The organism is Marinomonas spartinae (assembly GCF_900089775.1).
GTDB classification, from domain to species: Bacteria; Pseudomonadota; Gammaproteobacteria; order Pseudomonadales; family Marinomonadaceae; genus Marinomonas; species Marinomonas spartinae.
In genome coordinates this window covers 124,294-150,724 of the sequence record NZ_FLOB01000007.1, presented here as the reverse complement: position 1 = coordinate 150,724, position 26,431 = coordinate 124,294, and the positions used below count along the sequence as shown (strand labels likewise).

Below are 26,431 nucleotides of genomic sequence, written 5' to 3'. Positions count from 1 at the left end.
GAAACATCATGAATAAAGTGCTATTGGATATCTTGGTCTGTCCTGTGACCAAAACACCGCTCACATTGAGCAAAGACGGCTCAGAGCTGATTAGTAAAGTGGGTGGGATGGCTTATCCGATTCGTGACGATATTCCAGTGTTGCTTGAGTCCGAGGCTCGCACCTTAACGACTGATGAACGTTTGGAATCCAGTTCCTCAAAATGAAACGTATCAAAATATTAACCGTTTGTTTGGGGAATATATGTCGCTCGCCGGCAGCTCAAGGTATTTTAGAGTCTTGTGCAGATGAGTATGGTGTTGACCTTGAGGTCGATTCGGCTGGGACGGCGGCATATCATGTTGGTGAGTGTCCTGACTCGCGCTCCATTGAAGCGCTGGGAGACATTGGGATCACTATCGCAAACCAAAAAGCCAGAAGAGTTGTGTTAGAGGATTTCGATTATTTTGATTGGATTCTCGCGATGGACAAAGACAATCTTAACTATCTACGTCAAATACAGCCTGATAACAGTCATGCAAAATTGGTTATGTTCGGTGAATTTGCGGAGGGTGTCTCTTTGGGTGAGGTTGCTGATCCCTATTATGGTAAAGAGGATGGTTTTGTGAAAATGCGAGAGCATTTGCAACTCATGTCTCAATCTTTTATTGAGCATCTTACTGCTCACTCTTAATTTCAATTAACAAGGCTGTAATGTCATGACTGACGATTCCCTTGAAACCTTTTTACAACCGCTGTTTATTCAGAAAAATGTCTCTTTAGCCCCTTATAATACCTTCCGTTTTGAGCATAAAGCACAATATTTTGCCGAGATTGATAGCCTTGACCTTTTGACTGAGGCATTACGCTGGGCAAAGCATATCGATATTCCTGTGACCGTGATTGGTGGAGGTAGTAACTTACTGATTAGCGATGAGGTGCTTGGTCTCGTCTTAGTTAACCGTCTAATGGGGAAGACGGCTGAAGTGTCAGGAGATAGTGTTCTTTTGCAAGTATCGTCGGGGGAAAACTGGCATCAGCTAGTGGCTTATACGGTTGAGCATCAGTGGTATGGCATTGAGAATTTAGCGCTTATTCCTGGTACCGTGGGTGCTGCGCCCGTACAGAATATTGGTGCTTATGGGGTTGAAGTTAAGGATGTATTAACGCGGGTCCAAGTCTTAGATGTCATGTCAGAGGCGCTTGAGTGGTTGACAGCAGAGTCTTGTGGTTTTGCTTATCGAGATAGTCATTTTAAAGGGCTTTGGCAAGGGCGGTATATTATTACCGCCGTTGAAATGCAATTGCACTGTTTGCCATCCTATTCTCTTAACTATGGTGGCCTTAAGCAGCAAATCCAAGGTGAGGTGACGCTTGCAAAAGTGTTTGATGCTGTTTGTGCGGTGCGCCAAAGTAAATTGCCGGATCCCGCTAAGCTTGCTAACGCTGGCAGCTTTTTCAAAAATCCTATAGTTAATGCTGAGCAACATGAAGAGTTAAAACGTCGCTTTCCAAATTTGGTGTCTTTTCCTTTTGGAGAGGCGTTTAAATTAGCGGCGGGGTGGTTAATCGATCAATCAGGCTGGAAAGGGGTCATTCACAAGGGGGTGGGGGTCTACGATAAGCAGGCTTTAGTATTAGTGAATTACTCAGAGCATAAAGCGGATGCATTGTTAGAGCTTGAATCTAAAATAAAGCAGTCGGTATTAGATAAGTATGGTGTGTTCTTGGAGCGGGAGCCTGTTAAATTACCTGCGGTAGATGCGATGGCAAGCATTGTTGAGGGTGGTATTCAGTGAAAATTGGCATATTGGATTCTGGTGCAGGTGGTTTGACGATCTTAAATGCCATTCGCCAGAAAAGTCCGGCACTGGACCTTATTTATTTGGCGGATGAGTCGTTTGCACCGTATGGAGAAAAAAGTCCAGAGCAAATTCAGTCCCGTTTGATCAAGATAGGAGCTTTCTTTGAAGCTCAGCATGCCAAGGCTATTGTTGTGGCTTGCAATACGGCTACGGTGGTGGCGATCGAAGCGCTGCGAGCAAGTACCCATTTGCCTGTTATTGGAGTCGAGCCTGCTGTAAAGCCAGCCTGTCGGGTAAGTAAAAAGCGTCATGTCGCTGTCCTAGCGACGCCCTTAACAGCGAAGAGTGAGCGTCTAAAGGAGCTTATTGATCGTTGGCGAGAAGATAGTCAAGTGAATGTGATGTCGTCTCCTACATTAGCGTTTGCGATTGATGGTTGGCCTGAGTCTCAGTCAAAGGTGATTGAAACCGTTGAGTGCCTTTGCCGACAAATGTTGGAGCAAGAAGTAGACACCTTGGTATTAGCTTGTACGCATTATCCTTTAGTGAAAAACCTGTTCGAAATGGCTCTTGGGCCAAACTGTGAAATCATTGAGCCGAATGATGGTGTGGTTGCACAGCTTATTCGTCGGTTGGATCAGGTTTACTCTGACGAAGCGCAGATAGATTTGAGTTCAGAGTCTTTTGGGCAAATTGCTTTGTTTAGCACGCAAGGAACCATGAATATGGACCGTCTGACGCAATGGATAGAGGATAGTGCTTCTATCTGTCAGAAAGAGTATGTTCTGCTTTGATCTGATACCCAGAGATCTTGGTAAACAGAGGTTGATGACCTTTTTTAGCTTTCTTGAGTAAATAAAAAACCCGCCAAATAGGCGGGTTTTTTTATGGAGTAGCGTTAGTTAAGACTAAGGGTTACTCCGTATCAGTTGCTTCCACTGCTTCCGCCTTAATTGATTGAGATGCTTCTTTCTCTCTTTCAAGGCGTGGATCGTTTTTCACTCGTCCTGTTGAAGAGCGACGACGAGAGGTGGCGGCTTTACGTTTTTCTTCCTGTTCTAGCTTGAGCTTTTCTTGCTGTGCGAGAATGGCTTCAGGCAGCGCTACGGGCTCTTTTTGATCGGCGGTATTAGCTGTCACAGCGGGCTTGCCGCGTCCTCTACGGGGAGTGCGAATGCGTTTCCCTGTAGCCGGGGCTTCTGGTGTTTCAGCTGCTTCCTCTTTGGATTCTTCCACACTTTCTACTTGCTCTGTTGCTTCAGTGGCAGTGTTTGCGGCTTCAGGCTCAGACGGCTTACTTTCTTCTACTAACACTTCTTCTACTAACACTTCTTCTGTTTCGGCAGAGGTTGTCTGAGTGTTTGTTGTTACGGCATCACTTGCTTCTGCTTCAGGCAGTTCTAATTTCTCTTCACTTAGTTCTGCTTCAGCTGTTTTAACTGGTTGTTGTGTGACTGCGACAGGCTCATCAGCAACAACTGGTTCTTGAGAAGAAGCGGCCTCTTCGGAGATATCAGCGGATTCCGCTTTTTCAGCCGGTTCCGTTGATTGTACTGCTTCAGATGACTGTGCCTGCTCAGTACTTTCAGTGGCTACCATTTCAGACTGATCTGGTTGAGATGGCGTAGCACGGACATCGCCTAATTGCGCTTTCGCAGACATTTTAGGTTTAGCAGGGCGTGGCTCAGGAGCGACATCTGCTTTTTCCTCAGCGTCTGTTGGTACGGCATTAGACTGTTTGTCTTCTGTCTCGGCTTTCTCTTCGCTCACTACAGTAGTTTGCTCAGTAGGCATTTGAGTAGCCTGTGCATCGGCAATCTCTTCAGTAGCTTCAGTTGGTTGAGCTGCTTCAGGAGCCTTCTCTTCAGGTGCTTTTTTATCGAAAGAGGCTGCTTTTTCTGTTTGAGCAGGCTCTTGAGTCTCAGGTGCCTTTTCCTGTTTGCTTTCTTCCTGAGTAGCGGCTTGCTCTACTTCGCTTTCTTCGTTTGTGTTGCTGTCCTCGTTTCTGTTAGCAGGCTTACGAGAACGGCGAGAACGGCGAGAGCGACGCTGAGGCGTACCATCTTCGTTACTGGCTTCATCGTTGCGACGTGTTTCTTCTGCCTGAGCTGCTGCTTCGACCAAAGCGGCATCTTCTTGCTCTTTTAGCTTTTCAGCTTCAATCGCTTCATCTTTGATCTTGCCGCTACGGCGGATGTTTTCATTTTTCTCGCGTTTACGCTCGGCAACTTCTGGAACAAACTTTTCCTGGCGTGGCGCCTTAGTAGAGCTGTCTTTCCTTTCAGATTTCGCCTCTTGAGAATCTTGTTTGTTATTCGAGCGTGTATTTGTGTTGTTTCGGCTGCCTTTTGCACTTGCTTCCGCTTGCTCACGACGAGATTGACGAGTCGAACGGCTATTTTCTTTACTCGATTCAGTTGCATTATCACGATCAGCATTTTGATGTTTGCTGCGTTTATTGCGGTTATTACGGTTCGAATTTTTGCTGGCTGGACGCTCATTATTACGGTCGCGGTCAGTGTTTCGCTCACCACCGCTATGGCGCTCAGTTTTGGCGGCAGGCTTGTTGGTTTGTGCTTTGCCCGCTGGTGTTGATTTCGCAGCAGCAGGGGCCGGCTCTGCATCACCAAATAGCGCAGTCATAATGCGCTTGAGTAAGCCAGGTTTTTGTGTCGTCACACTCTTCTTAGTTTGTTCTGAAGGAGAGGGAGATGTTGCAGTATGAGCTGGTGCAGGGGATTTGGGCGCAATGCTGGTCACTGCTGCCTGTGGTCGAGCACTTTCTTTAACCTGACGAGGCTCATAAGGTGGTTGTTCTGGTGTTTCAACTAGGGTGTAGCTGTTTTCATTTTGAGAGACAACGGAGCTATCATCACGAATACGTTCAACTTCGAAATGTGGCGTCTCCATGTGCGGGTTGGGCACTAAGATAATATGAACGCTATTACGCTTCTCAATTTTCGCAATGTTAGTACGTTTCTCGTTTAGCAAGAAGGTTGCCACAGAGACAGGTAATACGGCACGGATCTGAGCCGTACGCTCTTTAGAGCATTCTTCTTCGATAAGGCGAAGTACTGACAGAGCTAGAGATTCAACGTCACGGATGAAGCCTTGACCATTACAACGAGGGCAGACAATGCCACTGGTCTCACCTAGGGAAGGACGCAAACGTTGACGTGACATTTCTAATAAGCCAAAGCGTGAAATACGGCCAAGCTGGACACGGGCACGATCCGCTTCCAGTGCATTTTTCATGCGGTTTTCGACTTCTTTTTGGTTGCGAACCGGGGTCATATCGATAAAGTCAATGACCACTAGGCCGCCAATATCGCGAAGACGTAATTGACGGGCAATTTCGTCAGCGGCTTCTAAGTTCGTTTGTAGTGCCGTTTCTTCAATGTCACCGCCTTTTGTAGCACGAGCGGAGTTAATGTCGATAGACACAAGGGCTTCTGTTGGGTCTATAACGATAGAACCACCCGACGGCAAACGGACTTCACGTTGGAAAGCCGTTTCGATCTGGGTTTCGATCTGGAAACGGTTAAATAGTGGGGTAGAATCCGTGTACATTTTGATGCGCGACTTGAAATGCGGCATGACTTGCATCACAAAGTTGATGGCATCTTGATAGGCGCTTTTTTCGTCGATCAACACTTCGCCGATGTCTTCACGAAGATAGTCGCGAATCGCACGAATGACAATGTTACTTTCTTGGTAAATTAAGAACGGAGCGGGTTTTTCCGATGCGGCTTTGGTAATGGAGCTCCATAGGGTGTCTAGATAATCCAAATCCCATTGCAGTTCTTCTGTGGAGCGGCCAACGCCAGCGGTACGAACGATCAAGCCGCCATTTTCAGGTGTGTTGAGACCTGACATGGCTTCTTTGAGTTGTGAGCGGTCATCGCCATCGATACGACGGGAAATACCGCCAGCACGAGGATTGTTTGGCATCAATACTAAGTAACGACCAGCCAAGCTAACAAATGTGGTTAGTGCGGCACCTTTGTTACCACGTTCTTCTTTATCAACCTGTACAATAACTTCTTGGCCTTCGCTTAACACATCTTTGATGTTGATGCGGCCGTCGTGGTTCGATTTTTTAGAAAAATAGGTTTTGGAGATTTCTTTTAACGGAAGAAAGCCATGGCGTTCCGCGCCGTAATCCACAAATGCGGCTTCTAGGCTGGGTTCAATACGAGTGATACGGCCTTTGTAAATATTGGCTTTTTTCTGTTCGCGTGAACCAGACTCGATATCAAGATCATAAAGGCGCTGTCCATCGACGAGGGCGACTCGCAACTCTTCTTGTTGAGTTGCATTTATTAACATTCTAATCATTATATGTGTGAACTCTGTTAGCTGATGCGAACAAGTGTTCAGTGGAAGAGAGCCACAGTTAGATGCGCTGACCCAAGTCTTGAGGTGCTATTTCGTTGTATTTAGCAAAGGAGTGCGCGGTGCGTTTATTAAAATAAAACGTTTTTATGCGGTCGCCGCCAAATCAATAACAAAAAGTCTCTATACCAGTCTCGTTTTTTGCGTTTTTACCAAACGACGCGAACGCGCGGCCGTGCAACTAATGAGAAATTCTTCCACTGAGACAGAATTATCCGAATCATGCGGTTTATTATTTAAGCTTAACTGTTACAGAGGTAAGATAGGGGGCCGAAGTGTCGCTTCGGCTATATATTTCATTTTCAGCGTCTTATCTTCGAGGTGTTTTGTTGCCTCTTACCCTCTGCGAATGTGAATATAGCAGTAAAAACTAAGTGCTTCAATTATAAAGGAAACCAATCTTTGGTTATGTCGGATTCAGAACAAAATTCAGCCCCTCGTCCAGCGGTACGTTATGTCACCATTGATGGCAATAATTCCGGTCAACGAATCGATAACTTCTTGGTTACCTTACTAAAAGGTGTGCCAAAGGGAAAAATTTACAATTTGCTTAGAAAGGGTGAAATCCGCGTTAACAAAAAACGTACAAAACCCGATTATCGATTGGCCCATGACGATATCGTCCGCATTGCACCTATTGTGGTCGCACCGGAGTCGGAAAAACCGGCATTACCGGATCGTTTAAAAAATGATATTGAGGCTCGCATTGTCTATGAAGATAAGGGGTTGATTGTCGTCAATAAACCATCCGGCTTAGCCGTACATGGTGGTAGTGGTCTTAGTTTTGGCTTAGTGGAAGTCATTCGTCAGATGAGGCCACAGGAAAAATTCATTGAGCTTGTTCATCGATTGGATCGGGATACCTCTGGCTTGATCATGATCGCTAAAAAACGCAGCGTTCTGAAAGAACTGCATACGGCGCTGCGGGAAAAAGAAGGTGTACAGAAAACCTACTTAGCACTGGTTTACGGAAGTTGGCCTAAGCGCAAGCTTCAAGTAAATGCGCCGTTACTGAAAAATGAGCTCAAATCTGGCGAGCGGGTTGTTAAAGTCCATACTGACGGTAAAGAAAGCCTAACGCGCTTTAAGTTGGTCAGACAGTTTGAAGGGTATAGTTTGGTGGAATGTGAGCCCGTTACAGGACGAACCCATCAAATTCGTGTACATACGCTTCACGCCGGCTATCCCATTGTCGGCGATGACAAGTACTCGCCTTCAGAGTGTTTAAAAGAAACTAAAGCGTTGGGCTTTAAGCGCTTGTGTCTACATGCAACACGCTTAGATATTATGCTAAATGGTGAGCGTATGTTGTTTGAGGCACCTCTAGATAGAGAATGGCAAACTTTAATGAATGAAAAGCTCGAAGCAAAATTTGGATGATGTCATCTAGCTTGAGTTAATAGAAAGGATTGGTAAATACCAGTCCTTTTTTATTTTTATGTGTCATATTGATCAAATAGTCAAAAAAATTAGTTATGTAAGTTTCTAAAGTCTCAAAAATTCATATAGTTGAATTTCTCATGCTAGAATCGCGCCGACATCCCACTCTCGAGTGGGAGCTTATCGATTTTGGAAGGAGTTGAGATGAAGGTTGGCGGTATAAACATTTTACCAGGGATCATTTCAGTGGTGTTGATTCTGCTGATTTGGTTTGTTATCCCAGTGCCAGAAGGTGTATCGGCGAATGCGTGGCATTTGCTTGCTTTATTTGTCGGAACGATTGCAGCAATTATCGGTAAGGTGATGCCAATCGGTGCGATTGCCGTCGTGGCGATTGCTCTAGTTGCTTTGACTGGTGTGACCAATGCAAATCGATCGATTGCGATGAAAGATGCGCTAAGTGGTTTCTCTAACTCTTTGATTTGGTTAATCGGGATTGCTGTTATCATCTCGCGCGGTTTAACCAAAACAGGACTGGGGCGTCGTATTGGCTACGCCTTTATTTCTGTTTTTGGTAAAAAAACCATTGGTGTCGGTTACGCCTTAGCTTTGTCTGATTTGGTCATCGCCCCAGTAACCCCAAGTAATACCGCCCGAGGTGGAGCCATTATTCACCCCATTATGAAATCCATTGCGGCTGGCTTTAACTCCTCCCCAGAGCAAGGAACATCGCGTAAAATTGGCCACTATCTATCCTTGGTCAGTTACCACGCTAACACCATTACATCAGGTATGTTTATAACGGCAACCGCGCCCAATCCATTGATTGTGAAATTGATTGCCGATGCAACGGGGGCGAAGATCAGCATTACTTGGGGAACATGGGCATTAGCCGCTTTATTACCCGGTGTAGTCTGTATTCTTCTTTTGCCAATGATTATTTACGCGCTGTACCCGCCAGAGTTGAAAGAAACGCCTAACGCCAGCCAGCAAGCGAAAGCGAAATTGGCAGAAATGGGGCCAATAGCTTACGGCGAAAAAGTCATGATTGGTGTATTTGCCATGTTGCTGTTGTTGTGGGCAAACATTCCAGGGATGATTTTTGGTGAAGCCTTTGCTGTGAATACCACAACAGTGGCTTTCATGGGACTCTCTGTGTTATTGGTTAGCGGTGTCTTGACTTGGGAAGATGTGCTCCAAGAAAAGTCTGCTTGGGATACGATTGTCTGGTTCTCCGCTTTGGTTATGATGGCAACCTATCTAAATAAGCTAGGTTTAGTGCAATGGTTCTCTCATGTCATTGAGGGCAACATTGCTGATTTTGGTCTGGGTTGGGAAGCGTCTGCTTTGATTCTTGTCTGCGTATACCTGTATGCCCATTACTTTTTTGCCAGTTCAACAGCTCATGTGACCGCCATGTTTGCCGCTTTTTATTCTGCAGGTTTAGCGCTAGGGGCACCACCATTATATCTTGGTCTTCTGCTGGCTGGTGCTTCTTCTATTATGATGTCACTGACACACTACGCAACGGGAACCTCGCCAATTATTTTTGGTTCTGGTTACGTTAGCATGGGAGACTGGTGGAAAGCGGGCTTTTTGATGAGCGTGATCAACTTAGTGATCTGGGGCGTGGTGGGCGGCCTGTGGTGGAAGGCGCTTGGTTATTGGTAAAAATGGATTGAGTGGCGCGAAGAGGTTGCCGAAATACTCTTACGCCTGATAGAGAAAGAGTCGTTTTAGCTTTTTCTTGTACTGTTTTGCCTTAACTCTTGCTTGGGTGTGGGGGTTAAGGCTTTTTTATATTGTTACCAAAAGAGAGGCCTAAGTGGTCTCTCTTTTCGGCTCTGGCAGACCTTTATTGATCAGATAATATGCTATAAAGAGTGTTTATTTTTCTATATGCTGTATTGGCTGATTAAACAGCGGGATGTCCTCGCCGATGATGTATTTTTTGCGCAAGAGTTCTGAGGCTTTGTCCATGATCATTACTAATAAGACGAGAACCAGTGTAATAAACATCACCACGTCCCAATTCCAAAGTCGCATATTTTCCGCGTAAACCAAGCCTATTCCTCCAGCACCCACGAACCCAAGAACCGCTGCCGAGCGGGTATTGGACTCTATTTGGTAAAGTGTTAGGGCTAAAAATTGCGGGAAGGACTGAGTGAAAATACCAAATCGGTGCTTTTGTAGGTGGTTTGCTCCTAAGGCGCTTAATCCTCGGCTGGGGCGCTTATCAACCGCATCGTGGCTTTCAGCATACAGTTTACCCAGTAGCCCAGTATCTTGAATAAATATCGCCATGACACCAGCCAGGGGCCCCATACCCACGGCACGAATAAAAATCATCCCCCAGATTGCCATGTCTATGCCCCTCATAATGTCAAAAAGACGTCGTATGACAACAGAAATAGAGGCTAAAATAAACGTGTTCATCACCCTTCGAGAGGCTAAAAAGGAGAGAGGCAGGGCGAGTAATGTTGCTGTGAAAGTGCCAGCGAAAACAATGCCTAATGTCACTGCAATTTGTGTGAAATAGTAGCCGAATGGCCACTGACTGACATTGCGCCAAATAAACATTCGAGCAAAATATTGCCCCAGTTTATCAAGCCCTTGAAACATCTGTTCTGGTGTTAATCCATTGAAATAGAAAAAGAAGATATAATAGAAGAGGATAATCAGACCCAGACTGAAGGTGATCACCATATGTCTTCTTCGGCTGGCATAGATTGCAGCATATTGCCGCTCATTATTAGAGCGCTCTGATGTTGAGATTGTATTGCTGTGATTTATCATACTGACATCTCTTTTAATAGGCGATGACGTAACTTGCCGGATATAAAATCCAGTAATGAGACAACGAGAATAATTTGTATGAGTACAATGCTGACCTGATCGTAATGGTCGAGCTTAATTGACGTCATTAGCTCTTGGCCGATACCCCCGCCGCCAACTAACCCCAAAATAGTGGATTGACGAAAATTGGTTTCTAGGCGCATAAAGGTATAGGACATAAAGGTGGGTGCTACCTGAGGCCACAGTCCATAACGCATTCGCATTAATCGGCTGGCCCCTAAAGCACGAAGGCCGCGGACAGGTTTGTCAGAGGCAACTTCCACGGTCTCATAAAACAATTTTGTTTGGCATCCAAAGCTATGTAGGAATAGAGCAAAAAAGCCTGGAATGGGGCCAACGCCAAACGCCATGACAAACATGACGGCCCAAGCAAGTTCTGGCATTGTTCGACAAAACGCGGCAATAGAGCGTAAGCCATAACGTAATGACCAATGTATTTGTGTGTTATTGGAAGCAGGAAAAGAGGCAAAGGTTGCCATTAAACTTGAAAATAAAGTCGCGGCAATGGCAATGGCAATGGTTTGTCCTAATAGAGGAATCTGAATATTTAAGCGATACCCCCAATAGGCAAAAGACCCTTTGGTGTGACCATCAGCAAATAAAACCGGAAGATGCAGAGTCGGCAAAATATCCGACAGGTAGTCAAAAAAATGCGGTATGCCTTGCCAAACGACTGATAAACTAAATTCGGATAGATAACCTGAATAAAAATAGACGATTAAAATTCCGATAGACCAAAGTAAACTCTCACGTTTTTGACGTTGTCGAATACTTTGATAATAAGATTCAAATGTTTGGCTTGGCATATCCCGCGTTTCTCTTTTAATGGCTGCGTCTGGTCTTTGCTGTTTTCGTTGGAGTTAACGATTACCTTGCATAAGCTCACGTTTTAGATCGATTATGTTTTGGTAATCTTTGACCGAAGCTGGAACCATATGAACCATACCGCCTGCTGATTTAGCAAAGCAGCTATGGTCATTTTTATCGAGATCATAAATCGCCTGAGTTAATTCTTTTTTGAACTTAGCAGGTAGGTCATGACGGATAATCACTGGGCCATTTGGAATTAATGGGGATTCCCAGATAATGCGAATTTTTTTCATTAAATCGGGCTGGTCTACACGCATTAAACGCCTAAAAGCACCGGCGGTGTAACCTTTATTATAATCGCCGACCATGGATGTCCAAGTCACGGCGCCATCAAATTGTTTATTTAATACGCCCAAAATATCTTGTTCATGACCGCCAGAGAAAGTCGTTGAGCTGAAAAAATGGTTGTAGTCGTTGTCTTTGTTGCCACCAAATTTTTGTTTAAAAACATGGTTCGGTATCAAAAACCCTGAGGTTGAATCTGGGTCAGCAAAACCAAAAGAGTGGCCTTTTAAATCCGCCAATTTGTGATAAGGGCTATCCGCACGAACGAGGACAACAGAGTGATAACCTTTAGATTGATCTTTGTCATCTGCAGTAATACCAATAATATCAACCGCTTTAGGATTGTTGATATAAACAGAAGCATAGCCTGACGGAGACATATTGATGACGGCATCGATTTTGCCACCGATGAGTCCTTGAATAATGCCAGAGTAATCAGATGAATTACGTAATTTTGTATCAACATTTAATTTCTTATCTAAGAACGCTTTGACACATTGATTATCGCCGATTTGCTCAGTGGCATTTTGACCACCTAAAATGCCTAAGTTTAATTCACGAACAGCGGCAGAAGCGGTGGCACTGTAGGCTAAAATCGTTGAGCCTAAAAGTAGGCTAATGAGTTTGGTTTTCATTGTCTGAATATCCTCGTTGAGATAAGTATTATGAATGCCTAAGAGGCCGGGTTTGCATAAATCCGTTGCTGAATGTCCTCGGTCAGTCCATCTGGCGAGCCGTTATAAATAATTTCTCCTGAAGCAATGCCAACAACACGGGAACAGTATTGTTTCACTTGTTCGATGGAGTGCAGGTTGACCATCACCGCAATATTTTGTGCGCTGATTTCTTGTAGGGCTTCCATGACTCGGTGAGTGTTTTTGGGGTCTAAAGATGCAACCGGCTCATCAGCTAATAAAATACGGGGTGTTTGCATCAATGCTCGGGCAATGGCAACACGCTGACTTTGACCTCCAGATAGGTTTTCCGCCCTCTGTAAGGCCTGGTTGATTAGCCCTGTCCATTCTAATAATTCAATGGCACGTTCCACGTCTTTCTTGGGGAAAAATTTAAATAAAGAGCGCAGCGTACCCGTATCGCTTAATCTTCCTAACAGCACGTTAGTGATCACATCTAATCTAGGGACCAAACAAAAATCTTGAAAAATCATGCCGCATTGAGAGCGCCAATGGCGCAGCGCTTTGCCCTTGAGTAAGTGGGCTTTTTGAGGAGTATCGCTATCGGGAAAGGCGATGATGTCGCCACCTGTGGTGCTGATTGTGCCATTAATCATATGCAAAAGTGTCGATTTTCCCGCGCCAGATCGCCCAATGATGGCCACCAATTCACCTGCGTATAAATCCATACTGAGTTTTTTAATAACAGGATGATGGTTTCCATAACTTTTATCCAAATTGACAATGGAAAGAAGTTTTTCAGATTGCATATGATTTTTGTTCCGATGAGTTTTAATAAAATCAATAGAACATATTTATCTTACATTTTTGTTAAATGCTGATTTAATAATGAATAAACAGAAAGGTTTTATAAGATAATTGAATGGATTTTATAAATAGAGAACGTAGTGAGTCATGCTATATTAAAATGCCATTAAAGAGAGGGAAGGATGTAAATATAAAATGTTTAATATCGTTTTATCATATATTTTTAATGCCTTCCTGATGAAAATTCTGTGCTTTGATATATTGTCAGTCCATCGCTGGCTATCTTTATATTGGCGGGTAAACCTTCCTTATGTTCTAACAACCAACAATCAAGTCGATGACTAATGTGAGTCAGTACCATTTGCCTGGGCTCTAGGGTGTTATACATCCAAAGGACAAGGTTGATGTCATTATGATTTCTTGGAGCGGTTGGAGTCGGTGGTTCGGAACAATCAACTATCAGACAGTCGAGGGTTTTGTTTCTTAAGAAGGCCAAGCTAGCATCTGGTAATCCTACGGTATCCGTCAGATAGGCGAAGGTGAAATCGTCTTTTTCGATCACATAACCCAAGGTAATTTTAGAGTGAATCAAAGGTAAAGGCGTAATGGAAAAATCCTGAAGTTGAACGGTATTAAATGGAATAAAAGGCGCTTGAAAATCCAGTACGCCAGGGTGTTTGTAGAGATCGTCTGCGCCTTTCTCATCATCCGGCCGAAAGACCGGAATTTTCTGCGCTCTTTCTGACCAGCGGAGATGAAATAACCCTTGTACATGATCCATATGAAAATGCGTCAACACAATGCGTGTTATCTCTTCGAAGTCGTAGCGCTCGGCCAAATCACTAAAGCCTGCATCGATGAGTGTGGTGCCAAGTTCCGTGCGAATCTCAAGGCTACAAGGGCCACGCCGAAAGGAATGATCCCGTCTGGCGCGCTCGCAGGCTAAGCAGTGACAACCCCACACAGGAACCTGTGCTGCGTTGCCCGAGCCAAGAATACGAATCGTTAATAGAGATTTCGCCGCTTTGGTTTGCTCTAAGCTTGGTCTTTTCTCAGGGCGCTTTAGCATATGACTGACTCCTTTAATGATGATCCAATAGACGGTTGATATACGCCATCAGTTGTTTAACGGCATGATCAATTTGCGTGCTATTGTCAATCCGATAGCAATCAGCGAGTAACTTTTGTTCCCGCATGAGTTGTTGATTCCTAATAATGCGTGAGTCGATGTCATCAAGCGACTCTCGTCCTCTGTCGATAAGACGTTGACGTAAGGTGGCCTCATCGACTGTGATCAATACCGGCATTAACTGCTCAGGGTATAACGCTCGTGCGGTGGGTAAATAGCCACGGGAACCATTAACAATCACTGTTTGCCCTTGTGCCAGCCAAAGGTCTATTTCACGACCTATACCATAGCGTAGGCCATTGGCTTGCCAATCTAGGGCAAAGAGCCCTAATTGTTTGCGCTGACAAAACTCCTTTTCGCTCAACTGAATATGATTTTCGCTGCCAGAGTGCCAATCTCGACAGATATAGCGATGAGTAACCATTAGGTTTGGCCGCGCCTGAGAAACGTCAATATGCTGGCGTAACGCGGAGATAATAGAGTCTTTACCGCTGCCTGAAGCGCCAATTAAATAAAGGATTTTGCTTGTTTTTTTCATCGCTATGTTTCACTTTACAGACGGTTTATCGTGATAATACTCGTCAACATGGATGAGGCTTGGGGTCAAAAAGCACGTTGACCATTTTTCCAAACCTGCTCAATGTGCACATGGTCTTCCTTCGCGCTACTCCAAATTAGATCCGCTTTACACCCTAAATCAATTAAACCTCTGTCGTGTAAACCAACGGCTTTTGCGGGATTAAGACTGACTAGGTTCATCGCTTTTGGAATGTCGTAATCATTATCTTCTAATCGTGCGATTTTAAAAGCCGACTCCAAAAGACTGGCGGGGTAGTAATCGCTGGAGAGAATATCCAATACCCCAGCAGAAGCGAGTTCATGAGCGGCAATATTGCCTGAATGAGAGCCGCCACGAACAACGTTGGGAGCGCCCATTAAAACACTCATACCTTTTTCATGGGCTGCTTTTGCCGCTTTCTCCGTTGTGGGGAACTCAGCAATCACCATGTTGAAATGATGTGACTCTTCAATATGGTCAATCGTGGCATCGTCATGGCTGGCAAGAGGAATATGGCGGTTGTGACAAGTGTCGCATATGGCTTCTCTAAACTGTGCACTATAGCGTTGGCTGTCATCCAGTTGGCGAGTAATGAAGGCCTCCATCTCCGCATTGGATAATTTATATTTGCCTTGATAGTACTCACGATATTTCTCTATATTGGCGAACTGACGTTGCCCTGGGGAATGATCCATCACCGATACTAACTGCACGTTCGTTTGTTCTAATAAGGCGTGAAAGTTTGCTAACGTATCTTTATGGCTGACTTCGCAGCGTAAATGCAAGAAGTGATCTGCACGTGTTAAACCACGGTCACGGGATTCATTGAGTGCTTCTACCATACGGCTTAGGTTATTTAATCGTTCACTGCCTTCGATGACATCCCCCACCGAGATAGCATCGAACACGGATGTAATACCCGCGCTAACCATTTGCGCATCGTGCACTTTAAAGGCTTGGATGGCTGGCCAGTTGACGCCGGGTCGTGGAGTGAAATGCTTCTCCATATTGTCTGTATGCAGCTCTATCATGCCAGCGGTTAGGTAACCATTTTCGCAATCTAGTGCCGTAGGCAGTGAAACATTGCCTTGATCTATTTGTGTGATGACCCCTTCATTGATGACTAGGGTGCCTTTGATGATTTCATTTGGTAAGACGATTCGAGCATTGGTTAAGATCATGGTGAGTGCTCCAGCATCAATTTATGTGCGATGGTGTTTGATCATTTGCATGGGAGGTATCGCTATAGACTGAAAAGACCTGATCAGCAACAGCGTCACGAACGTGCGCATCATGAAAGATACCTACGACAGCGGTATTGTTGGCGAGCGCCTTTTTAATCAATTGCACGACGACATCAGCATTTTTTTGATCCAAAGAAGCGGTCGGTTCATCCAGCAATAAAATCGGGTAATCTTGAATGAATCCTCGGGCAATATTAACCCGTTGCTGTTCACCGCCTGAAAAGGTGCTGGGGGCAAGTGACCATAGCCGTTCAGGAATATTGAGTTTTTGTAGTAGGTCGGCGGCTCTGTCTTTGGCTTCCTTGTCGGCAATCCCTCGCTCTTTTAGCGGCTGCATGACCACATGCAACGTGGCGATACGGGGAATCACGCGCAGAAACTGACTGACATATCCCATTGTATCCCGTCTGACGCTCAGCAACTGGTGGCTAGAGGCTCTGGCCAGATCCAACATCTCTCCCTGATGACGAACGTAAATAGCACCGGAGCTTGGCAGGTAATTGGCGTATAAAGTACGTAGCAAGGTGCTTTTACCCGAACCACTGTCACCATGCAGCACGGTGCATTGACCGGCAAAAACCTGTAAATCAACCTTGTCTAAAACAGGCAGTTGTATACCGCCTTGATTGTGCAAAGTGAAGGTTTTACTGAGCTGCTCCACATTGATCATTGTTGTCATGTTAAATCTACCTTGTTAAAGAGGATTAAGGGGTCAGCACGGAAGACACTAATAATTGGGTGTAAGCATGTTGCGGATCATCGAGCACCTGATCGGTCAGTCCGGTTTCGACTATCTTGCCGTGGCGCATCACCACTAAACGCTGGGCCAGCAAGCGGGCGACCGCCAGATCATGGGTGACGATAATCACCGATAGATTCATCTCGGTAACCAAGGTACGTAACAGGTCTAACAAGCGGGCTTGCACCGACACATCGAGACCACCAGTCGGTTCGTCCATAAAAACGACTCTTGGGTGCGTCACCAGATTGCGGGCAATCTGAAGACGCTGCTGCATACCGCCTGAATAGGTGGCGGGTTTATCGTCGATGCGGTCCACGTCCAGTTCAACATCTTGCATCCACTTCATGCCTTTTTCGCGGATTTTGCCGTAATGTCGCTCACCGATGGCCATCAGGCGTTCTCCAATGTTTGCTCCTGCCGAGACCCCCATGCGTAGACCATCACGGGCGTGCTGGTGGACCACTCCCCATTCGGTTCTTAATAAGTAACGACGTTCGGTTTCTGATAGTTGGTATAGGTTAAGCCAGTTATTTTCTCGGTTGAGATACAGTACCTCGCCATCATTTGGCGCGAGGCGGGCGGATAGACAAGTTAATAATGTGGACTTTCCAGAGCCTGATTCACCCACAATACCTAATACTTCACCGGGATAGAGGTCGAAATTAATGTCTTCACAACCTTTTCCTGGGGCGTACAGCTTGGTCAGCTTGTTCACTTTGAGTAACGGTGAATTTGAACGATCTTGTTGGAACAACTGGGTATTAGTCATGGGTTTTTTCTCCAGCCTGGGAGGGAGTCGCCTCGTTTTTACTTATCTGCTGTCGGCAGTAATCCGTGTCTGAACAGATGTAGCTGCGAGTGCCTTGATCGTCGATGATGACCTCGTCTAAGAAGCTGTCTTCTGAGTGACAAATTGCGCAACGCTCTTGCCATGTTTGTATTTCAAACGGATGGTCTTCAAAGTCCAAACTTTTGACCTTAGTGAAAGGTGGAATGGCATAAATACGCTTTTCGCGTCCTGCGCCAAATAACTGCAAGGCTGGCATTTGATGCATCTTTGGGTTGTCAAATTTTGGAATGGGCGATGGGTCCATAATGTATCTATCATTGACTTGCACCGGGTAGGCGTAGGTGGTCGCAATATGGCCGAAATGGGCGATGTCTTCATAGAGTTTGACGTGCATAACGCCGTAGTCTTGTAGGGCGTGCATTTTTCGCGTTTCCACTTCGCTGGGTTCGATAAAGCGTAGCGGCTCAGGAATAGGTACTTGGTAAACGAGAATCTGGTCGGCTTTTAATGGGGTTTCTGGAATACGGTGGCGGGTTTGAATCAAGCTGGCTTCTACGGTGTTTTCCGTTGTCTTGACTCCCGTTAGGGCTTTAAAAAAGGCACGAATACTGACGGCATTTGTTGTGTCGTCGGCCCCTTGGTCGATGACTTTTAGTACATCAGATTCACCGATGAGCGCAGCGGTTAATTGTATTCCACCCGTTCCCCAACCATAAGGCATGGGCATTTCTCGGCCGCCAAAGGGTACCTGATAACCAGGGATTGCTACGGCTTTGAGAAGCGCACGGCGTATCATGCGTTTGGTTTGTTCATCAAGATAAGCAAAATTGTAGCCGTCTTTGATGGGCTCAAGAGTGGCTTTGTTTATCGATGTAGTAGAAGAAATGCTCATGCTTGTTCTCCTGAGGTTCCTTGTTGTTCGTTATCCATCCTCTCTTTGCGAAGGCGACGTAATAATTCCAACTCAGATTGAAAGTCAACGTAATGGGGAAGTTTTAAGTGAGAAACAAAGCCTGCGGCTTCCACATTGTCACAATGGGATAAAATAAACTCTTCTTGCTGGGCCGGAGAAACACGCTCTTCTCCGTATTTCTCGGCTTGCAAGGCGCGGTCGATTAAAGCCATGGACAGGGTTTTACGTTCGTTTTGTCCAAAGGCCAGCCCGTAGCCGCGAGTGAACTTAATATCATCGTTTTCTAACTTGCTAAAGCCATTGATCATTTCGCATTCGGTGACTTGCAGAGTACCTATATCGATACTGAAGCCCAGTTCGTCTGGGGTGATGCTAATGGTGACGTCCCCTGTGCGGATTTCTCCCGCGAAAGGGTGATTGCGCCCGTACCCCCGCTGAGTGGAATACCCCAGTGCCAGTAAAAAACCTTCATCACCTCGGGCTAGGGCTTGTAGTCGAGCACTGCGATGACAAGGGTAAGCTGGTGGGTCTTGGGTGATGTCAGTGGGTGTGGTTTGTTCATCGACTTCCTCCACCATAAGGTTTTCTCGCTCCAGCATATGCAGTACACGTGTCATGGCTTCGGCATCATCTTCTTGGTTGGTCGAAGTGATTGTTTCGAGTTCTTCGGGTGTTCGGCCGTCGGCAAGCAGAGTGAAGTCTAATAGTCGGTGTGTGTAGTCAAATGTGGAGCCTAGCAGTTGTCCACCGGGAAGGTCCTTAAAAGTAGCTGAAATACGCCGTTCAACTTGCATTTGTGTGGTATCGATTGGATCGCTGCAGTAAAAGCGGCTGAGTGTGGTGCGATAGGCGCGTAATAAAAAAATGGCTTCAACCAGATCTCCGGCGGATTGCTTGATGGCCAAAGCCGCTAACTGCGGATCATAAATGGAACCTTCTGTCATCACACGGGCAACCGCCAAAGGCAATTGCTCGCTGATTTGTGCCACTGATAATTCAGGAATGTCCAAACTACCACGACGGGTTTTGTCGAGTAATTTGTGTGCGTTGTTTATGGCGGTTTCTCCACCCTTAACGGCAACGTACATTTAAAGTACCTCCACTTGAGTGGTTCGGGGTAGGCAAACTAAGTGCGTTTGATCGACGAAGATAAAATCCAAACCAAGTGGAAAAGAGGCATTTCGTTCTCCTGTTTGGTTTGATAAGTAGTCCAATAACGCAAGTGGAAGGTCACTGATAGAAACGAATTTCGCCGTTTCTATGCCAGGTCCAGTGAGGCGTAAATTCCCCTCGTCTGAGAGATCGTCTTTTATGCTGCCGACTTGTACGATCAGGGTACAGCCTGTTTCTGGGTATTCATTTGTTCCCTTTGAAAAGTGTTGAGACAAGTCGGCAAATGAATCCAAATCATCGGGGCAAAGCAGAGCGAATAGGGCTTGTTGGCTTTCGTCAATAATGGACACGCCAGTATGAAAATGCAGATTGTGTTTTATATTCGTGGTATGAAAATAGGGTGATAGCCAAAGCGGTGTTTGTTGGTCTAGCATGGCTTGGCATATGGCGAAGGTGCTGGCATTGAGATGATCGATGGGGTCAGGTGAATTCACTGAAACCAGTGTGCCGGGCTCGCTCATGGCTTTGAGTAATTGTCGAAAGGCTATTTGACTGTCATGAATGAAATGTTGGAAACCCTTTACTAAGGTAGGTTTGATCATGGTTAGTCTTCCCCTCTCACTAGAGTAAAAAAGTTCACCTTGGTTTGGGCGACCTCATCCGCTTTCCTTTTTTTCTGCTCGGCTAAGTGGTTTGCCAAAGGCTGAATAATGTTCGTTATCAAGTCTTGTTGGTAGGTTTGGTCTTGTAGCATGGCATCCAGTTGTGCAGCGCGAGTAGCGTGTTCTTTATTGCGTCCTGCAATGTAGCTGTGGCCATAGTAACCATTGCTGGAACGCACCACACATCGGGTCATGGTCATATCGCCAAGGTTGAATTGAGAGCCGGTACCGCCCATGCGCCCACGAACTTGGGTTAGGCCCACTTCGGCGGCGCGGATGGTTTCAAAGCGATGCCCATTAATATAGGTATCTGATAAGTCGATGAGCGCTTCTGAACTTGACTTTGCTATTACTGACATCCAGTGCTGTCGCGCTTGTTGGTTTGACTCGTTAAGGTTTTCACTCGGCATCATTAAGGCTCCACGCTGTATTCAAAAATATCGCTGCGGCTGATGCTAATGGAATACTCCATCAGCTCACCGCTTTCAATCAGATAATATTGAGAATGGATTTCCATGACAGGAACCCCACGACCAATTTGTAGCTGCTGGCATTCATCAAAGGTTGGCATTCGGGCTTTAAGTCGTGTGGTGCCTCGGGTGGCATGAAAGTGATAGTGTGTTTTTAAAAAGCTGTGTAAGGATCCCGATTGGTATTGGCTCATAATCTCTTTGTCGACGCCAAATAAGTGATGCTTGATCAGTGTGGTGGCTTGCTTATTAATAGAGCGACAGGTTTTGATTAACAACACCTCTTGGTTTGCGTTCAGCTTAAGACGCAAGGCAAGGTCTTGGGGTAGTTGATAGTCACAGCATTCAAGCACCTGAGTGTCTAAGGTTAAGCCAGCTTTTGAAAGGTTGTAGGTAAAGCATGACTGGTTATTTAAAGAGTAACCAATAGCAGGTCGGGTCACTTGATTACCCAGCCCTTGAAATCGTTTTACTAAACCATCTTGTACCAGTTCATCAATAGCACGACGAACGGTGTGCCGATTGACATTAAAACGACTGGCTAGTTTTTGTTCGGGTGGCAGTAAATCACCTGACTCGTACTGATGGTGAATTTCATTTTTTAGTTGTTGGGCAATATCTAAATAAATGGCCATGATGTTCTCATTCATATTTCTTGGTTTGTCTAGACAAATTTATAAGACAAAAAAAAGAAACAAATTATGGGTTTGTTGAAACCATGGTAGGGGAGATATGTGACGGTTTGGTTATCTAGACAAGTCAAAAAAATGAAGAATACATGACAGTAACCTTTTGTCGAGCAATAAAATAGAGTCAGTCGATTATCTTGTTTTTCCTATTTTACTCATGATCAAAGCTTATCTGATATAAGTCATCACGAGACTTTGGCTGTCCCGTTATTATGTCCTTTTAAAGTCTTTTTCATGTTGCTGTAAAAGGAATCTCTATGAAGGTGGGTGGCGTAAAAATTGTGCCAGGAATTATTTCGATCATTGTCACGTTGGGGCTTTGGTTTGTCGTGCCAGTGCCTGAAGGCGTTTCTGCCAACGCTTGGCATTTGCTGGCTTTGTTTGTGGGGACCGTCGTTGCGATCATTGGTAAGGTGATGCCCATTGGCGCCATTGCGATTTTAGCGATCACTTTGGTTGCCTTCACGGGAGTGACTAATAATTCGCCTTCAGGTGCAATCAAAGATGCGTTAAGTGGCTTTTCAAACTCACTTATATGGTTGATCGGTATTGCTATTATGATTTCACGTGGGCTTGCTAAAACGGGGCTAGGGAATCGCATTGGCTATTATTTTATTTCTCTGTTTGGCAAGAAAACCATTGGTATTGGTTATGCTTTGGCTATTTCGGAATTAGTGATTGCCCCCGTGACACCCAGTAATACTGCTCGTGGCGGCGGTATTATTCACCCCATTATGAAATCCATCGCAACCAGTTTTGGTTCTTCACCAGAAGAGGGCTCATCGCGTAAAATTGGTCATTACTTAGCCTTGGTGAATTACCATATTAATCCGATTACCTCGGCTATGTTTATTACGGCGACCGCTCCCAATCCCTTGATTGTGAAGCTAATATCCGATGCAACTGGAGCGAACATTAGCATCACTTGGGGCACTTGGGCATTGGCCGCTCTTTTGCCTGGCTTAGTGTGTATTGCGCTTGTGCCCTTAGTGGTTTACGCCATTTATCCGCCAGAGGTGAAAAGCACGCCAGATGCGAGTGCCTTTGCTAAATCCAAACTCAGTGAAATGGGGGTGATGAGCTACGGTGAAAAAGTCATGGTGGCGGTGTTTGCTCTCCTACTGATCCTTTGGGCCGGTGTACCTGCGATGCTGTTTGGCTCGGCATTTGCCGTCAATACAACCGCAGTCGCTTTTTTAGGGTTGTCGGTGCTCTTAGTCACAGGTGTATTAAGTTGGGAGGATGTTCTTAAGGAAAAATCCGCTTGGGATACCGTTGTTTGGTTTTCTGCCTTGGTGATGATGGCCACCTTTTTAAACAAGCTTGGCTTGGTGCATTGGTTTTCCACCGTGGTAGAAACCAATATTGAGCATTTAGGTTTTAGTTGGGAAATATCGGTATTGATCTTGGTGGCAACCTATTTTTATGTGCATTACTTTTTCGCCAGTACGACGGCCCATATCACCGCCATGTTTGCGGCTTTTTACGCTGCGGGTTTGTTATTAGGCGCGCCTCCTTTGTACCTTGGTTTATTGCTTGCTGGTGCTTCTTCTTTGATGATGTCACTGACTCACTATGCCACAGGGACGTCGCCGATTATCTTCGGCTCTGGTTATGTGTCTATGGAAGATTGGTGGATTATGGGCTTTATCATGAGCTTAGTGAACCTCTCGGTTTGGGGTATCGTTGGTGGTCTATGGTGGAAAGTACTGGGTTATTGGTAGAGTACTGTTATGATGGTCGTGCCTGCGGCTTCGTGCAAAGGTCTCTGGTAGGTCATCATTTGCTTGTAAAGGTTCACGTTTGACTGTATTTCCTTTCTCTACTGGGTAACATGAAGCATTAGCTTTTGGCTTGATGTAGCTGAGGAGAAAGGAACGTGACAAAAAAACAATTTTGGGTGGATCCGTATCAGACTGAACTGACGATGACTATTAGCAAACTGGATGGAAACCAAGTTGAACTTGCCGAAACGATTTTCTATGCGGAGTCGGGTGGCCAAGAAAGTGATGGGGGCACGATTGGCGGTTACCAGGTAGTCAGCGCTGAGAAAAGGGATCAATCGATTCTTTATACGCTAGAGTCGACTGCAGGTTTTCAGATTGGGCAAACCGTTGATGTCAAAATAGATTGGCCAAGGCGATACAACTTGATGCGTCTGCATTTCGCTGCGGAAGTGGTTCTTGAATTGTTTTATAAAGCAATTCCCAATCTTGAAAAAATGGGTGCGCACATTTCAGAATCGAAAAGCCGTATTGATTTTGAGTTGCCAGAAAGCATCTCGCCCATGTTACCCGAGATACAAGCTCAAGCTCAGTCGTTGTTTGATGCGGATTTGCCCATCGAGAAAGACTTTTCGGATGTACAAAAGGGGCGGCGTTATTGGAAGGTCGAACATTTTGCTCAAGTGCCTTGCGGTGGCACTCATATTAACCGCACCTCAGAAGTGGGACATATCAAACTAAAACGCAAAAATATAGGCAAAGGGAAAGAGCGAGTCGAAATTTATTTGGTATGACCCTATTTGCCGAATCCGTGTTTTATATTATGTCCTCGATCTTGTTTTAGGTCGTTCTGTGTTTCTCTTTTCCTCATAGTGATTGTGTTTGCAATCACTATGAGGAGTAAAGTAATGAAATTAGTGTTGGTTTTGATGTTACTTGCAATGGGTATGACCAGTAAGGTCAGTGCACAAGGTGCGGTGGGCTTTGAGCAAATTATTTTGTATCCAGGCAGTGATAGACCCTTAAAAACCAGTATTTGGTATCCGTCACAGACGCGTTTTCCATTGGAAAAAATTGCCGAAAATGCAGCGTTTATTGGAACAGATGTGGTCCGAATTGGGACGCCGATGACGGGAAGTTTTCCGCTGATAGTGATTTCTCACGGTTATAGGGGGAACTGGCGTAATCAGAATTGGTTAGCAACTAAGTTGGCCCACGATGGCTATATAGTGGCAGCCATCGATCATCCTGGCACCACGACGTTCGATCACTCACCACAAGCGGCTGCGCAATGGTGGCAACGCCCCAAAGATATATCACGTTTATTGGATTGGTTGTTACACTCATCCATGTGGCGTCGTGATATTAATCGCCATGATATCACTGCCATAGGCCACTCTTTGGGAGGTTGGACTGTCATGCTTTTAGCGGGCGCGCAATTTGATCGAAGCCAGTTGAGGCAGGAATGCATTGCCAAGCCAAATCCTCGAATATGTGGTTTGATGCCTGAATTGGGCTTGGATAAGCCACAAATCGGTGAACCAACAGGCAGCCTAAAAGACAAGCGGATTAAACGAGTCGTTTCGTTGGATTTGGGCCTAGCGCGAAGCTTGCTACGTCACAGTTTACAAACTTTGACCACACCCACTCTGATACTCGCTGCTGGTGTCGATATTGGCGATTTACCGCAAGCGGAAGAATCGGGCTTTCTCGCAAAGCATATCCCTAAAAACAGACGTCATTACATTGTCTATCCTGATGCTGCGCACTTTAGCTTTATCCAGCTTTGTAAACCAGGGGCGATAACGATGATCGACAAAGAAAACCCAGGCGATGGGATTGTTTGTCGAGATGGTAAAGGACGTTCACGAAAGGCGTTGCACCAAGCCATGTATCAGGACATTTTGTCTTTTCTACGTCAGTCCTAATTTATTGTCTGTTCGAGCGTCGAAAGGCGCTCGGCGTCTGCGCAGTGACACGGGCAAACTCTCTATTGAAATTGGATTTGGTTTGGAAGCCGGAATCTAAGTAGATTTGAGTGATGGGCTTATCTGTTGTGATGAGCAACTGTTTGGCGCGCTCAATACGATATTCGTTAACCACTTGAGACACGTTTCGCCCATACATTTGATTTATTGCGCTGGAAATCTGGCGTGCGGGAATGCGTGCCTTTCTGGCAAGTCTGTCTAGAGAGAGGTCTGGGTCTAAAAAGACTTCTGTTTTAGTGAGTAAGGTGTCTATTTGATCTATTATAGTTTTCGCTTCGTCGTCTGTTTGCTGATGAGTCTTATTCTTTTGTTGTTCCTCTACCGTGGTTTCTTCTTTATTTTGATTGGCTGTTTCTGTCATGCTTGGTGCGATACTTAGGCTAATCCTGATCACTGCGATAGCGAGCATTGGCAATAATATGGCATGACCTATGGCTAAGATATGAATGGCGTGAACGCCTGCGAAAAGCGAGAAATCAATGGCCAACGCGCCATCAATACAAGCCGACATTAACAACATGGCCCCCGCCACTCGTTCTGCTTTTAGTGCTTGTTCAATATCGGATAAACGCACCTGCTCAGGAATGTTGGTTACTCTATATGAGGCTCGAATCAGTGCGACGCCGTAACTTACGTAGAGTAATGTCAAAAGAGGGTCTAAAGGTGGTTGCCAAAAGGGGTAGGTAAGTGAGCCTAAAAAGACAAAAATGGGTGGTAATAGATGCCAAAATCGAAATCTATGACGTTGATGAGCGTTCGCAAAACAGTACCAAGCGGTAACAGGGATACATGACGCCAAGATCGGTTGGAAAAAACGAAACAGTGGATAATCAAATGTCCAACGTAGACCAACGACTGTTGTTGTTAGGGTGCATAAAGCAATAAAGACAAATGCTGAAGGCGTGTTCTCTTCACGTCGAATAAACAGCATAATAGCCAAAATGCCTAGCAACAGGGCGACCACAAAAGGTAAGGGAATAGCAATCATCTAAACTCCGTTTCTTATTTCTTTGGTCGCTATTATGACCTAGAAAGCCATCAAGGACGTCCTAGAACCTGATTTAGGACGCTATTGTCTCCTCAAAACTCTAGATTTTCATCTTCGATCGGTTTTGTTGGAGAAAAATATGAACGGGTATTTTGATGGGTGGCGGCGTTTTTGGCAATTTTCAGGAAGAGCATCGCGAGGAGCCTTTTTGACCTTCTTTTTAGTGAATATGTTGATCTCTGCGGTGTTTTTTGCTTTGGAAGCCTTCTATCTGACGACATGGAAAGTTGAAGTCATTTACAGCTTGCTGATTTTGCTTCCCATGTTGTCTTTAACGGTGCGAAGACTACACGACACAAATCGCTCTGCGTGGTGGTATGTGTTAGTAATAAAAAATTTCATATGAAG

At 45.3% G+C, this 26,431-nt stretch carries 26 protein-coding genes; 10 read left to right on the top strand and 16 right to left on the bottom strand.

The features are described from left to right. Nucleotides 1–8: 8 nt before the first annotated feature. Genes MSP8886_RS14915 through murI form a run of 4 tightly spaced genes read left to right on the top strand, consistent with a single transcriptional unit; the run spans nucleotide 9 to nucleotide 2,578 of the window. Nucleotides 9–206, top strand: a complete 198-nt coding sequence (locus MSP8886_RS14915) for a Trm112 family protein (RefSeq protein ID WP_067017837.1) — start codon at nucleotides 9–11, stop codon at nucleotides 204–206. Continuing rightward, entirely contained in the window at nucleotides 203–673 is a 471-nt protein-coding gene (locus MSP8886_RS14910) for a low molecular weight protein-tyrosine-phosphatase (RefSeq protein WP_067017835.1), read from the top strand. Before MSP8886_RS14915 ends, MSP8886_RS14910 begins: the two co-directional genes overlap by 4 nt. Before the next feature lie 25 nt (nucleotides 674–698). Next, nucleotides 699–1,778, top strand: coding sequence for a UDP-N-acetylmuramate dehydrogenase (gene murB, locus MSP8886_RS14905; RefSeq protein ID WP_067017833.1), 1,080 nt, complete (start codon nucleotides 699–701; stop codon nucleotides 1,776–1,778). Beyond that, nucleotides 1,775–2,578 carry a glutamate racemase gene (murI, locus tag MSP8886_RS14900; protein ID WP_067017831.1) on the top strand — a complete coding sequence of 268 codons (804 nt, stop codon included), beginning with the start codon at nucleotides 1,775–1,777 and terminating at the stop codon, nucleotides 2,576–2,578. Before murB ends, murI begins: the two co-directional genes overlap by 4 nt. Nucleotides 2,579–2,699: 121 nt before the next feature. Here murI and rne read toward each other — a convergent pair whose 3' ends face one another. Beyond that, entirely contained in the window at nucleotides 2,700–6,122 is a 3,423-nt protein-coding gene (gene rne / locus MSP8886_RS14895; protein ID WP_067017829.1) for a ribonuclease E, read from the bottom strand. Nucleotides 6,123–6,587: 465 nt separating this feature from the next. Here rne and rluC point away from each other — a divergent pair, with 465 nt between their 5' ends. Both rluC and MSP8886_RS14885 read left to right on the top strand, forming a co-directional pair. Continuing rightward, complete coding sequence (gene rluC / locus MSP8886_RS14890; protein WP_067017827.1) at nucleotides 6,588–7,559, top strand: 23S rRNA pseudouridine(955/2504/2580) synthase RluC; 972 nt, start codon at nucleotides 6,588–6,590, stop codon at nucleotides 7,557–7,559. 204 nt (nucleotides 7,560–7,763) lie between these two features. After that, nucleotides 7,764–9,230 carry a DASS family sodium-coupled anion symporter gene (locus MSP8886_RS14885; protein ID WP_067017825.1) on the top strand — a complete coding sequence of 489 codons (1,467 nt, stop codon included), beginning with the start codon at nucleotides 7,764–7,766 and terminating at the stop codon, nucleotides 9,228–9,230. A gap of 216 nt (nucleotides 9,231–9,446) precedes the next feature. On the opposite strand, the gene phnE (MSP8886_RS14880) is transcribed toward MSP8886_RS14885, so the two are convergent. The 14 genes from phnE (MSP8886_RS14880) to MSP8886_RS14815 form a co-directional block, all read right to left on the bottom strand. Beyond that, on the bottom strand, nucleotides 9,447–10,355 hold the full coding sequence (phnE, locus tag MSP8886_RS14880) for a phosphonate ABC transporter, permease protein PhnE (RefSeq protein ID WP_067017824.1): 909 nt from the start codon (nucleotides 10,353–10,355) through the stop codon (nucleotides 9,447–9,449). Then, a complete protein-coding gene (gene phnE, locus MSP8886_RS14875) occupies nucleotides 10,352–11,221 on the bottom strand; it encodes a phosphonate ABC transporter, permease protein PhnE (RefSeq protein ID WP_067017822.1) in 870 nt (289 codons plus the stop codon). The genes phnE (MSP8886_RS14880) and phnE (MSP8886_RS14875) overlap by 4 nt, the downstream gene beginning before the upstream one ends. Before the next feature lie 54 nt (nucleotides 11,222–11,275). Next, a complete protein-coding gene (phnD, locus tag MSP8886_RS14870) occupies nucleotides 11,276–12,205 on the bottom strand; it encodes a phosphonate ABC transporter substrate-binding protein (RefSeq protein ID WP_067017820.1) in 930 nt (309 codons plus the stop codon). Between the two features lie 38 nt (nucleotides 12,206–12,243). Next, nucleotides 12,244–13,014 (bottom strand): phosphonate ABC transporter ATP-binding protein, encoded by a 771-nt coding sequence (gene phnC / locus MSP8886_RS14865; protein WP_083200974.1) that lies wholly within the window; start codon nucleotides 13,012–13,014, stop codon nucleotides 12,244–12,246. Between the two features lie 221 nt (nucleotides 13,015–13,235). Next, nucleotides 13,236–14,081, bottom strand: coding sequence for a phosphonate metabolism protein PhnP (gene phnP / locus MSP8886_RS14860; protein ID WP_067017816.1), 846 nt, complete (start codon nucleotides 14,079–14,081; stop codon nucleotides 13,236–13,238). 13 nt (nucleotides 14,082–14,094) lie between these two features. Further along, the gene (gene phnN / locus MSP8886_RS14855; protein ID WP_067017814.1) at nucleotides 14,095–14,679 is read right to left on the bottom strand and encodes a ribose 1,5-bisphosphokinase; all 585 of its coding nucleotides are present in this window, start codon (nucleotides 14,677–14,679) and stop codon (nucleotides 14,095–14,097) included. Nucleotides 14,680–14,744: 65 nt separating this feature from the next. After that, on the bottom strand, nucleotides 14,745–15,881 hold the full coding sequence (phnM, locus tag MSP8886_RS14850) for an alpha-D-ribose 1-methylphosphonate 5-triphosphate diphosphatase (protein WP_067017812.1): 1,137 nt from the start codon (nucleotides 15,879–15,881) through the stop codon (nucleotides 14,745–14,747). Nucleotides 15,882–15,897: 16 nt separating this feature from the next. Then, a complete protein-coding gene (gene phnL / locus MSP8886_RS14845) occupies nucleotides 15,898–16,623 on the bottom strand; it encodes a phosphonate C-P lyase system protein PhnL (protein ID WP_067017810.1) in 726 nt (241 codons plus the stop codon). Nucleotides 16,624–16,648: 25 nt separating this feature from the next. Continuing rightward, entirely contained in the window at nucleotides 16,649–17,455 is an 807-nt protein-coding gene (gene phnK, locus MSP8886_RS14840; RefSeq protein ID WP_067017808.1) for a phosphonate C-P lyase system protein PhnK, read from the bottom strand. Then, a complete protein-coding gene (locus tag MSP8886_RS14835; RefSeq protein ID WP_067017806.1) occupies nucleotides 17,448–18,368 on the bottom strand; it encodes an alpha-D-ribose 1-methylphosphonate 5-phosphate C-P-lyase PhnJ in 921 nt (306 codons plus the stop codon). The genes phnK and MSP8886_RS14835 overlap by 8 nt, the downstream gene beginning before the upstream one ends. Beyond that, entirely contained in the window at nucleotides 18,365–19,477 is a 1,113-nt protein-coding gene (locus MSP8886_RS14830; RefSeq protein WP_067017804.1) for a carbon-phosphorus lyase complex subunit, read from the bottom strand. Before MSP8886_RS14830 ends, MSP8886_RS14835 begins: the two co-directional genes overlap by 4 nt. Further along, nucleotides 19,478–20,104 (bottom strand): phosphonate C-P lyase system protein PhnH, encoded by a 627-nt coding sequence (gene phnH, locus MSP8886_RS14825; RefSeq protein WP_067017802.1) that lies wholly within the window; start codon nucleotides 20,102–20,104, stop codon nucleotides 19,478–19,480. 2 nt (nucleotides 20,105–20,106) lie between these two features. Further along, on the bottom strand, nucleotides 20,107–20,577 hold the full coding sequence (gene phnG, locus MSP8886_RS14820; protein WP_217491165.1) for a phosphonate C-P lyase system protein PhnG: 471 nt from the start codon (nucleotides 20,575–20,577) through the stop codon (nucleotides 20,107–20,109). After that, the gene (locus tag MSP8886_RS14815) at nucleotides 20,577–21,269 is read right to left on the bottom strand and encodes a GntR family transcriptional regulator (RefSeq protein ID WP_067017800.1); all 693 of its coding nucleotides are present in this window, start codon (nucleotides 21,267–21,269) and stop codon (nucleotides 20,577–20,579) included. The genes phnG and MSP8886_RS14815 overlap by 1 nt, the downstream gene beginning before the upstream one ends. A gap of 311 nt (nucleotides 21,270–21,580) precedes the next feature. Between MSP8886_RS14815 and MSP8886_RS14810 the strand changes: the two genes are divergently transcribed. The 3 genes from MSP8886_RS14810 to MSP8886_RS14800 all read left to right on the top strand — a co-directional run bounded on the left by MSP8886_RS14810 (nucleotide 21,581) and on the right by MSP8886_RS14800 (nucleotide 24,975). After that, nucleotides 21,581–23,047, top strand: coding sequence for an anion permease (locus MSP8886_RS14810; protein ID WP_067017798.1), 1,467 nt, complete (start codon nucleotides 21,581–21,583; stop codon nucleotides 23,045–23,047). Nucleotides 23,048–23,202: 155 nt separating this feature from the next. Continuing rightward, nucleotides 23,203–23,841, top strand: coding sequence for an alanine--tRNA ligase-related protein (locus MSP8886_RS14805; RefSeq protein WP_067017796.1), 639 nt, complete (start codon nucleotides 23,203–23,205; stop codon nucleotides 23,839–23,841). 114 nt (nucleotides 23,842–23,955) lie between these two features. Then, nucleotides 23,956–24,975, top strand: coding sequence for an alpha/beta hydrolase family protein (locus MSP8886_RS14800; protein WP_067017794.1), 1,020 nt, complete (start codon nucleotides 23,956–23,958; stop codon nucleotides 24,973–24,975). A gap of 1 nt (nucleotide 24,976) precedes the next feature. On the opposite strand, the gene MSP8886_RS14795 is transcribed toward MSP8886_RS14800, so the two are convergent. Beyond that, a complete protein-coding gene (locus tag MSP8886_RS14795; RefSeq protein ID WP_067017792.1) occupies nucleotides 24,977–26,023 on the bottom strand; it encodes a helix-turn-helix domain-containing protein in 1,047 nt (348 codons plus the stop codon). A gap of 139 nt (nucleotides 26,024–26,162) precedes the next feature. Between MSP8886_RS14795 and MSP8886_RS14790 the strand changes: the two genes are divergently transcribed. After that, a complete protein-coding gene (locus tag MSP8886_RS14790; protein WP_067017790.1) occupies nucleotides 26,163–26,429 on the top strand; it encodes a DUF805 domain-containing protein in 267 nt (88 codons plus the stop codon). Nucleotides 26,430–26,431: the final 2 nt, after the last annotated feature.

Excerpts from the sequence above, each read along its gene's own strand:
- MSP8886_RS14815 (WP_067017800.1), bottom strand. The coding sequence starts at position 21,269 with ATGGCCATTTATTTAGATATTGCCCAACAACTAAAAAATGAAATTCAC.
- phnD (WP_067017820.1), bottom strand. The coding sequence starts at position 12,205 with ATGAAAACCAAACTCATTAGCCTACTTTTAGGCTCAACGATTTTAGCC.
- MSP8886_RS14885 (WP_067017825.1), top strand. The coding sequence starts at position 7,764 with ATGAAGGTTGGCGGTATAAACATTTTACCAGGGATCATTTCAGTGGTG.
- MSP8886_RS14915 (WP_067017837.1), top strand. The coding sequence starts at position 9 with ATGAATAAAGTGCTATTGGATATCTTGGTCTGTCCTGTGACCAAAACA.
- phnP (WP_067017816.1), bottom strand. The coding sequence starts at position 14,081 with ATGCTAAAGCGCCCTGAGAAAAGACCAAGCTTAGAGCAAACCAAAGCG.
- MSP8886_RS14800 (WP_067017794.1), top strand. The coding sequence starts at position 23,956 with ATGAAATTAGTGTTGGTTTTGATGTTACTTGCAATGGGTATGACCAGT.
- rluC (WP_067017827.1), top strand. The coding sequence starts at position 6,588 with ATGTCGGATTCAGAACAAAATTCAGCCCCTCGTCCAGCGGTACGTTAT.
- MSP8886_RS14830 (WP_067017804.1), bottom strand. The coding sequence starts at position 19,477 with ATGTACGTTGCCGTTAAGGGTGGAGAAACCGCCATAAACAACGCACAC.
- phnL (WP_067017810.1), bottom strand. The coding sequence starts at position 16,623 with ATGACAACAATGATCAATGTGGAGCAGCTCAGTAAAACCTTCACTTTG.
- phnC (WP_083200974.1), bottom strand. The coding sequence starts at position 13,014 with ATGCAATCTGAAAAACTTCTTTCCATTGTCAATTTGGATAAAAGTTAT.
- MSP8886_RS14790 (WP_067017790.1), top strand. The coding sequence starts at position 26,163 with ATGAACGGGTATTTTGATGGGTGGCGGCGTTTTTGGCAATTTTCAGGA.
- rne (WP_067017829.1), bottom strand. The coding sequence starts at position 6,122 with ATGATTAGAATGTTAATAAATGCAACTCAACAAGAAGAGTTGCGAGTC.
- MSP8886_RS14795 (WP_067017792.1), bottom strand. The coding sequence starts at position 26,023 with ATGATTGCTATTCCCTTACCTTTTGTGGTCGCCCTGTTGCTAGGCATT.
- murB (WP_067017833.1), top strand. The coding sequence starts at position 699 with ATGACTGACGATTCCCTTGAAACCTTTTTACAACCGCTGTTTATTCAG.
- phnE (WP_067017824.1), bottom strand. The coding sequence starts at position 10,355 with ATGATAAATCACAGCAATACAATCTCAACATCAGAGCGCTCTAATAAT.
- MSP8886_RS14835 (WP_067017806.1), bottom strand. The coding sequence starts at position 18,368 with ATGAGCATTTCTTCTACTACATCGATAAACAAAGCCACTCTTGAGCCC.
- phnK (WP_067017808.1), bottom strand. The coding sequence starts at position 17,455 with ATGACTAATACCCAGTTGTTCCAACAAGATCGTTCAAATTCACCGTTA.
- phnH (WP_067017802.1), bottom strand. The coding sequence starts at position 20,104 with ATGATCAAACCTACCTTAGTAAAGGGTTTCCAACATTTCATTCATGAC.
- phnE (WP_067017822.1), bottom strand. The coding sequence starts at position 11,221 with ATGCCAAGCCAAACATTTGAATCTTATTATCAAAGTATTCGACAACGT.
- MSP8886_RS14810 (WP_067017798.1), top strand. The coding sequence starts at position 21,581 with ATGAAGGTGGGTGGCGTAAAAATTGTGCCAGGAATTATTTCGATCATT.
- phnN (WP_067017814.1), bottom strand. The coding sequence starts at position 14,679 with ATGAAAAAAACAAGCAAAATCCTTTATTTAATTGGCGCTTCAGGCAGC.
- phnG (WP_217491165.1), bottom strand. The coding sequence starts at position 20,577 with ATGATGCCGAGTGAAAACCTTAACGAGTCAAACCAACAAGCGCGACAG.
- MSP8886_RS14910 (WP_067017835.1), top strand. The coding sequence starts at position 203 with ATGAAACGTATCAAAATATTAACCGTTTGTTTGGGGAATATATGTCGC.
- phnM (WP_067017812.1), bottom strand. The coding sequence starts at position 15,881 with ATGATCTTAACCAATGCTCGAATCGTCTTACCAAATGAAATCATCAAA.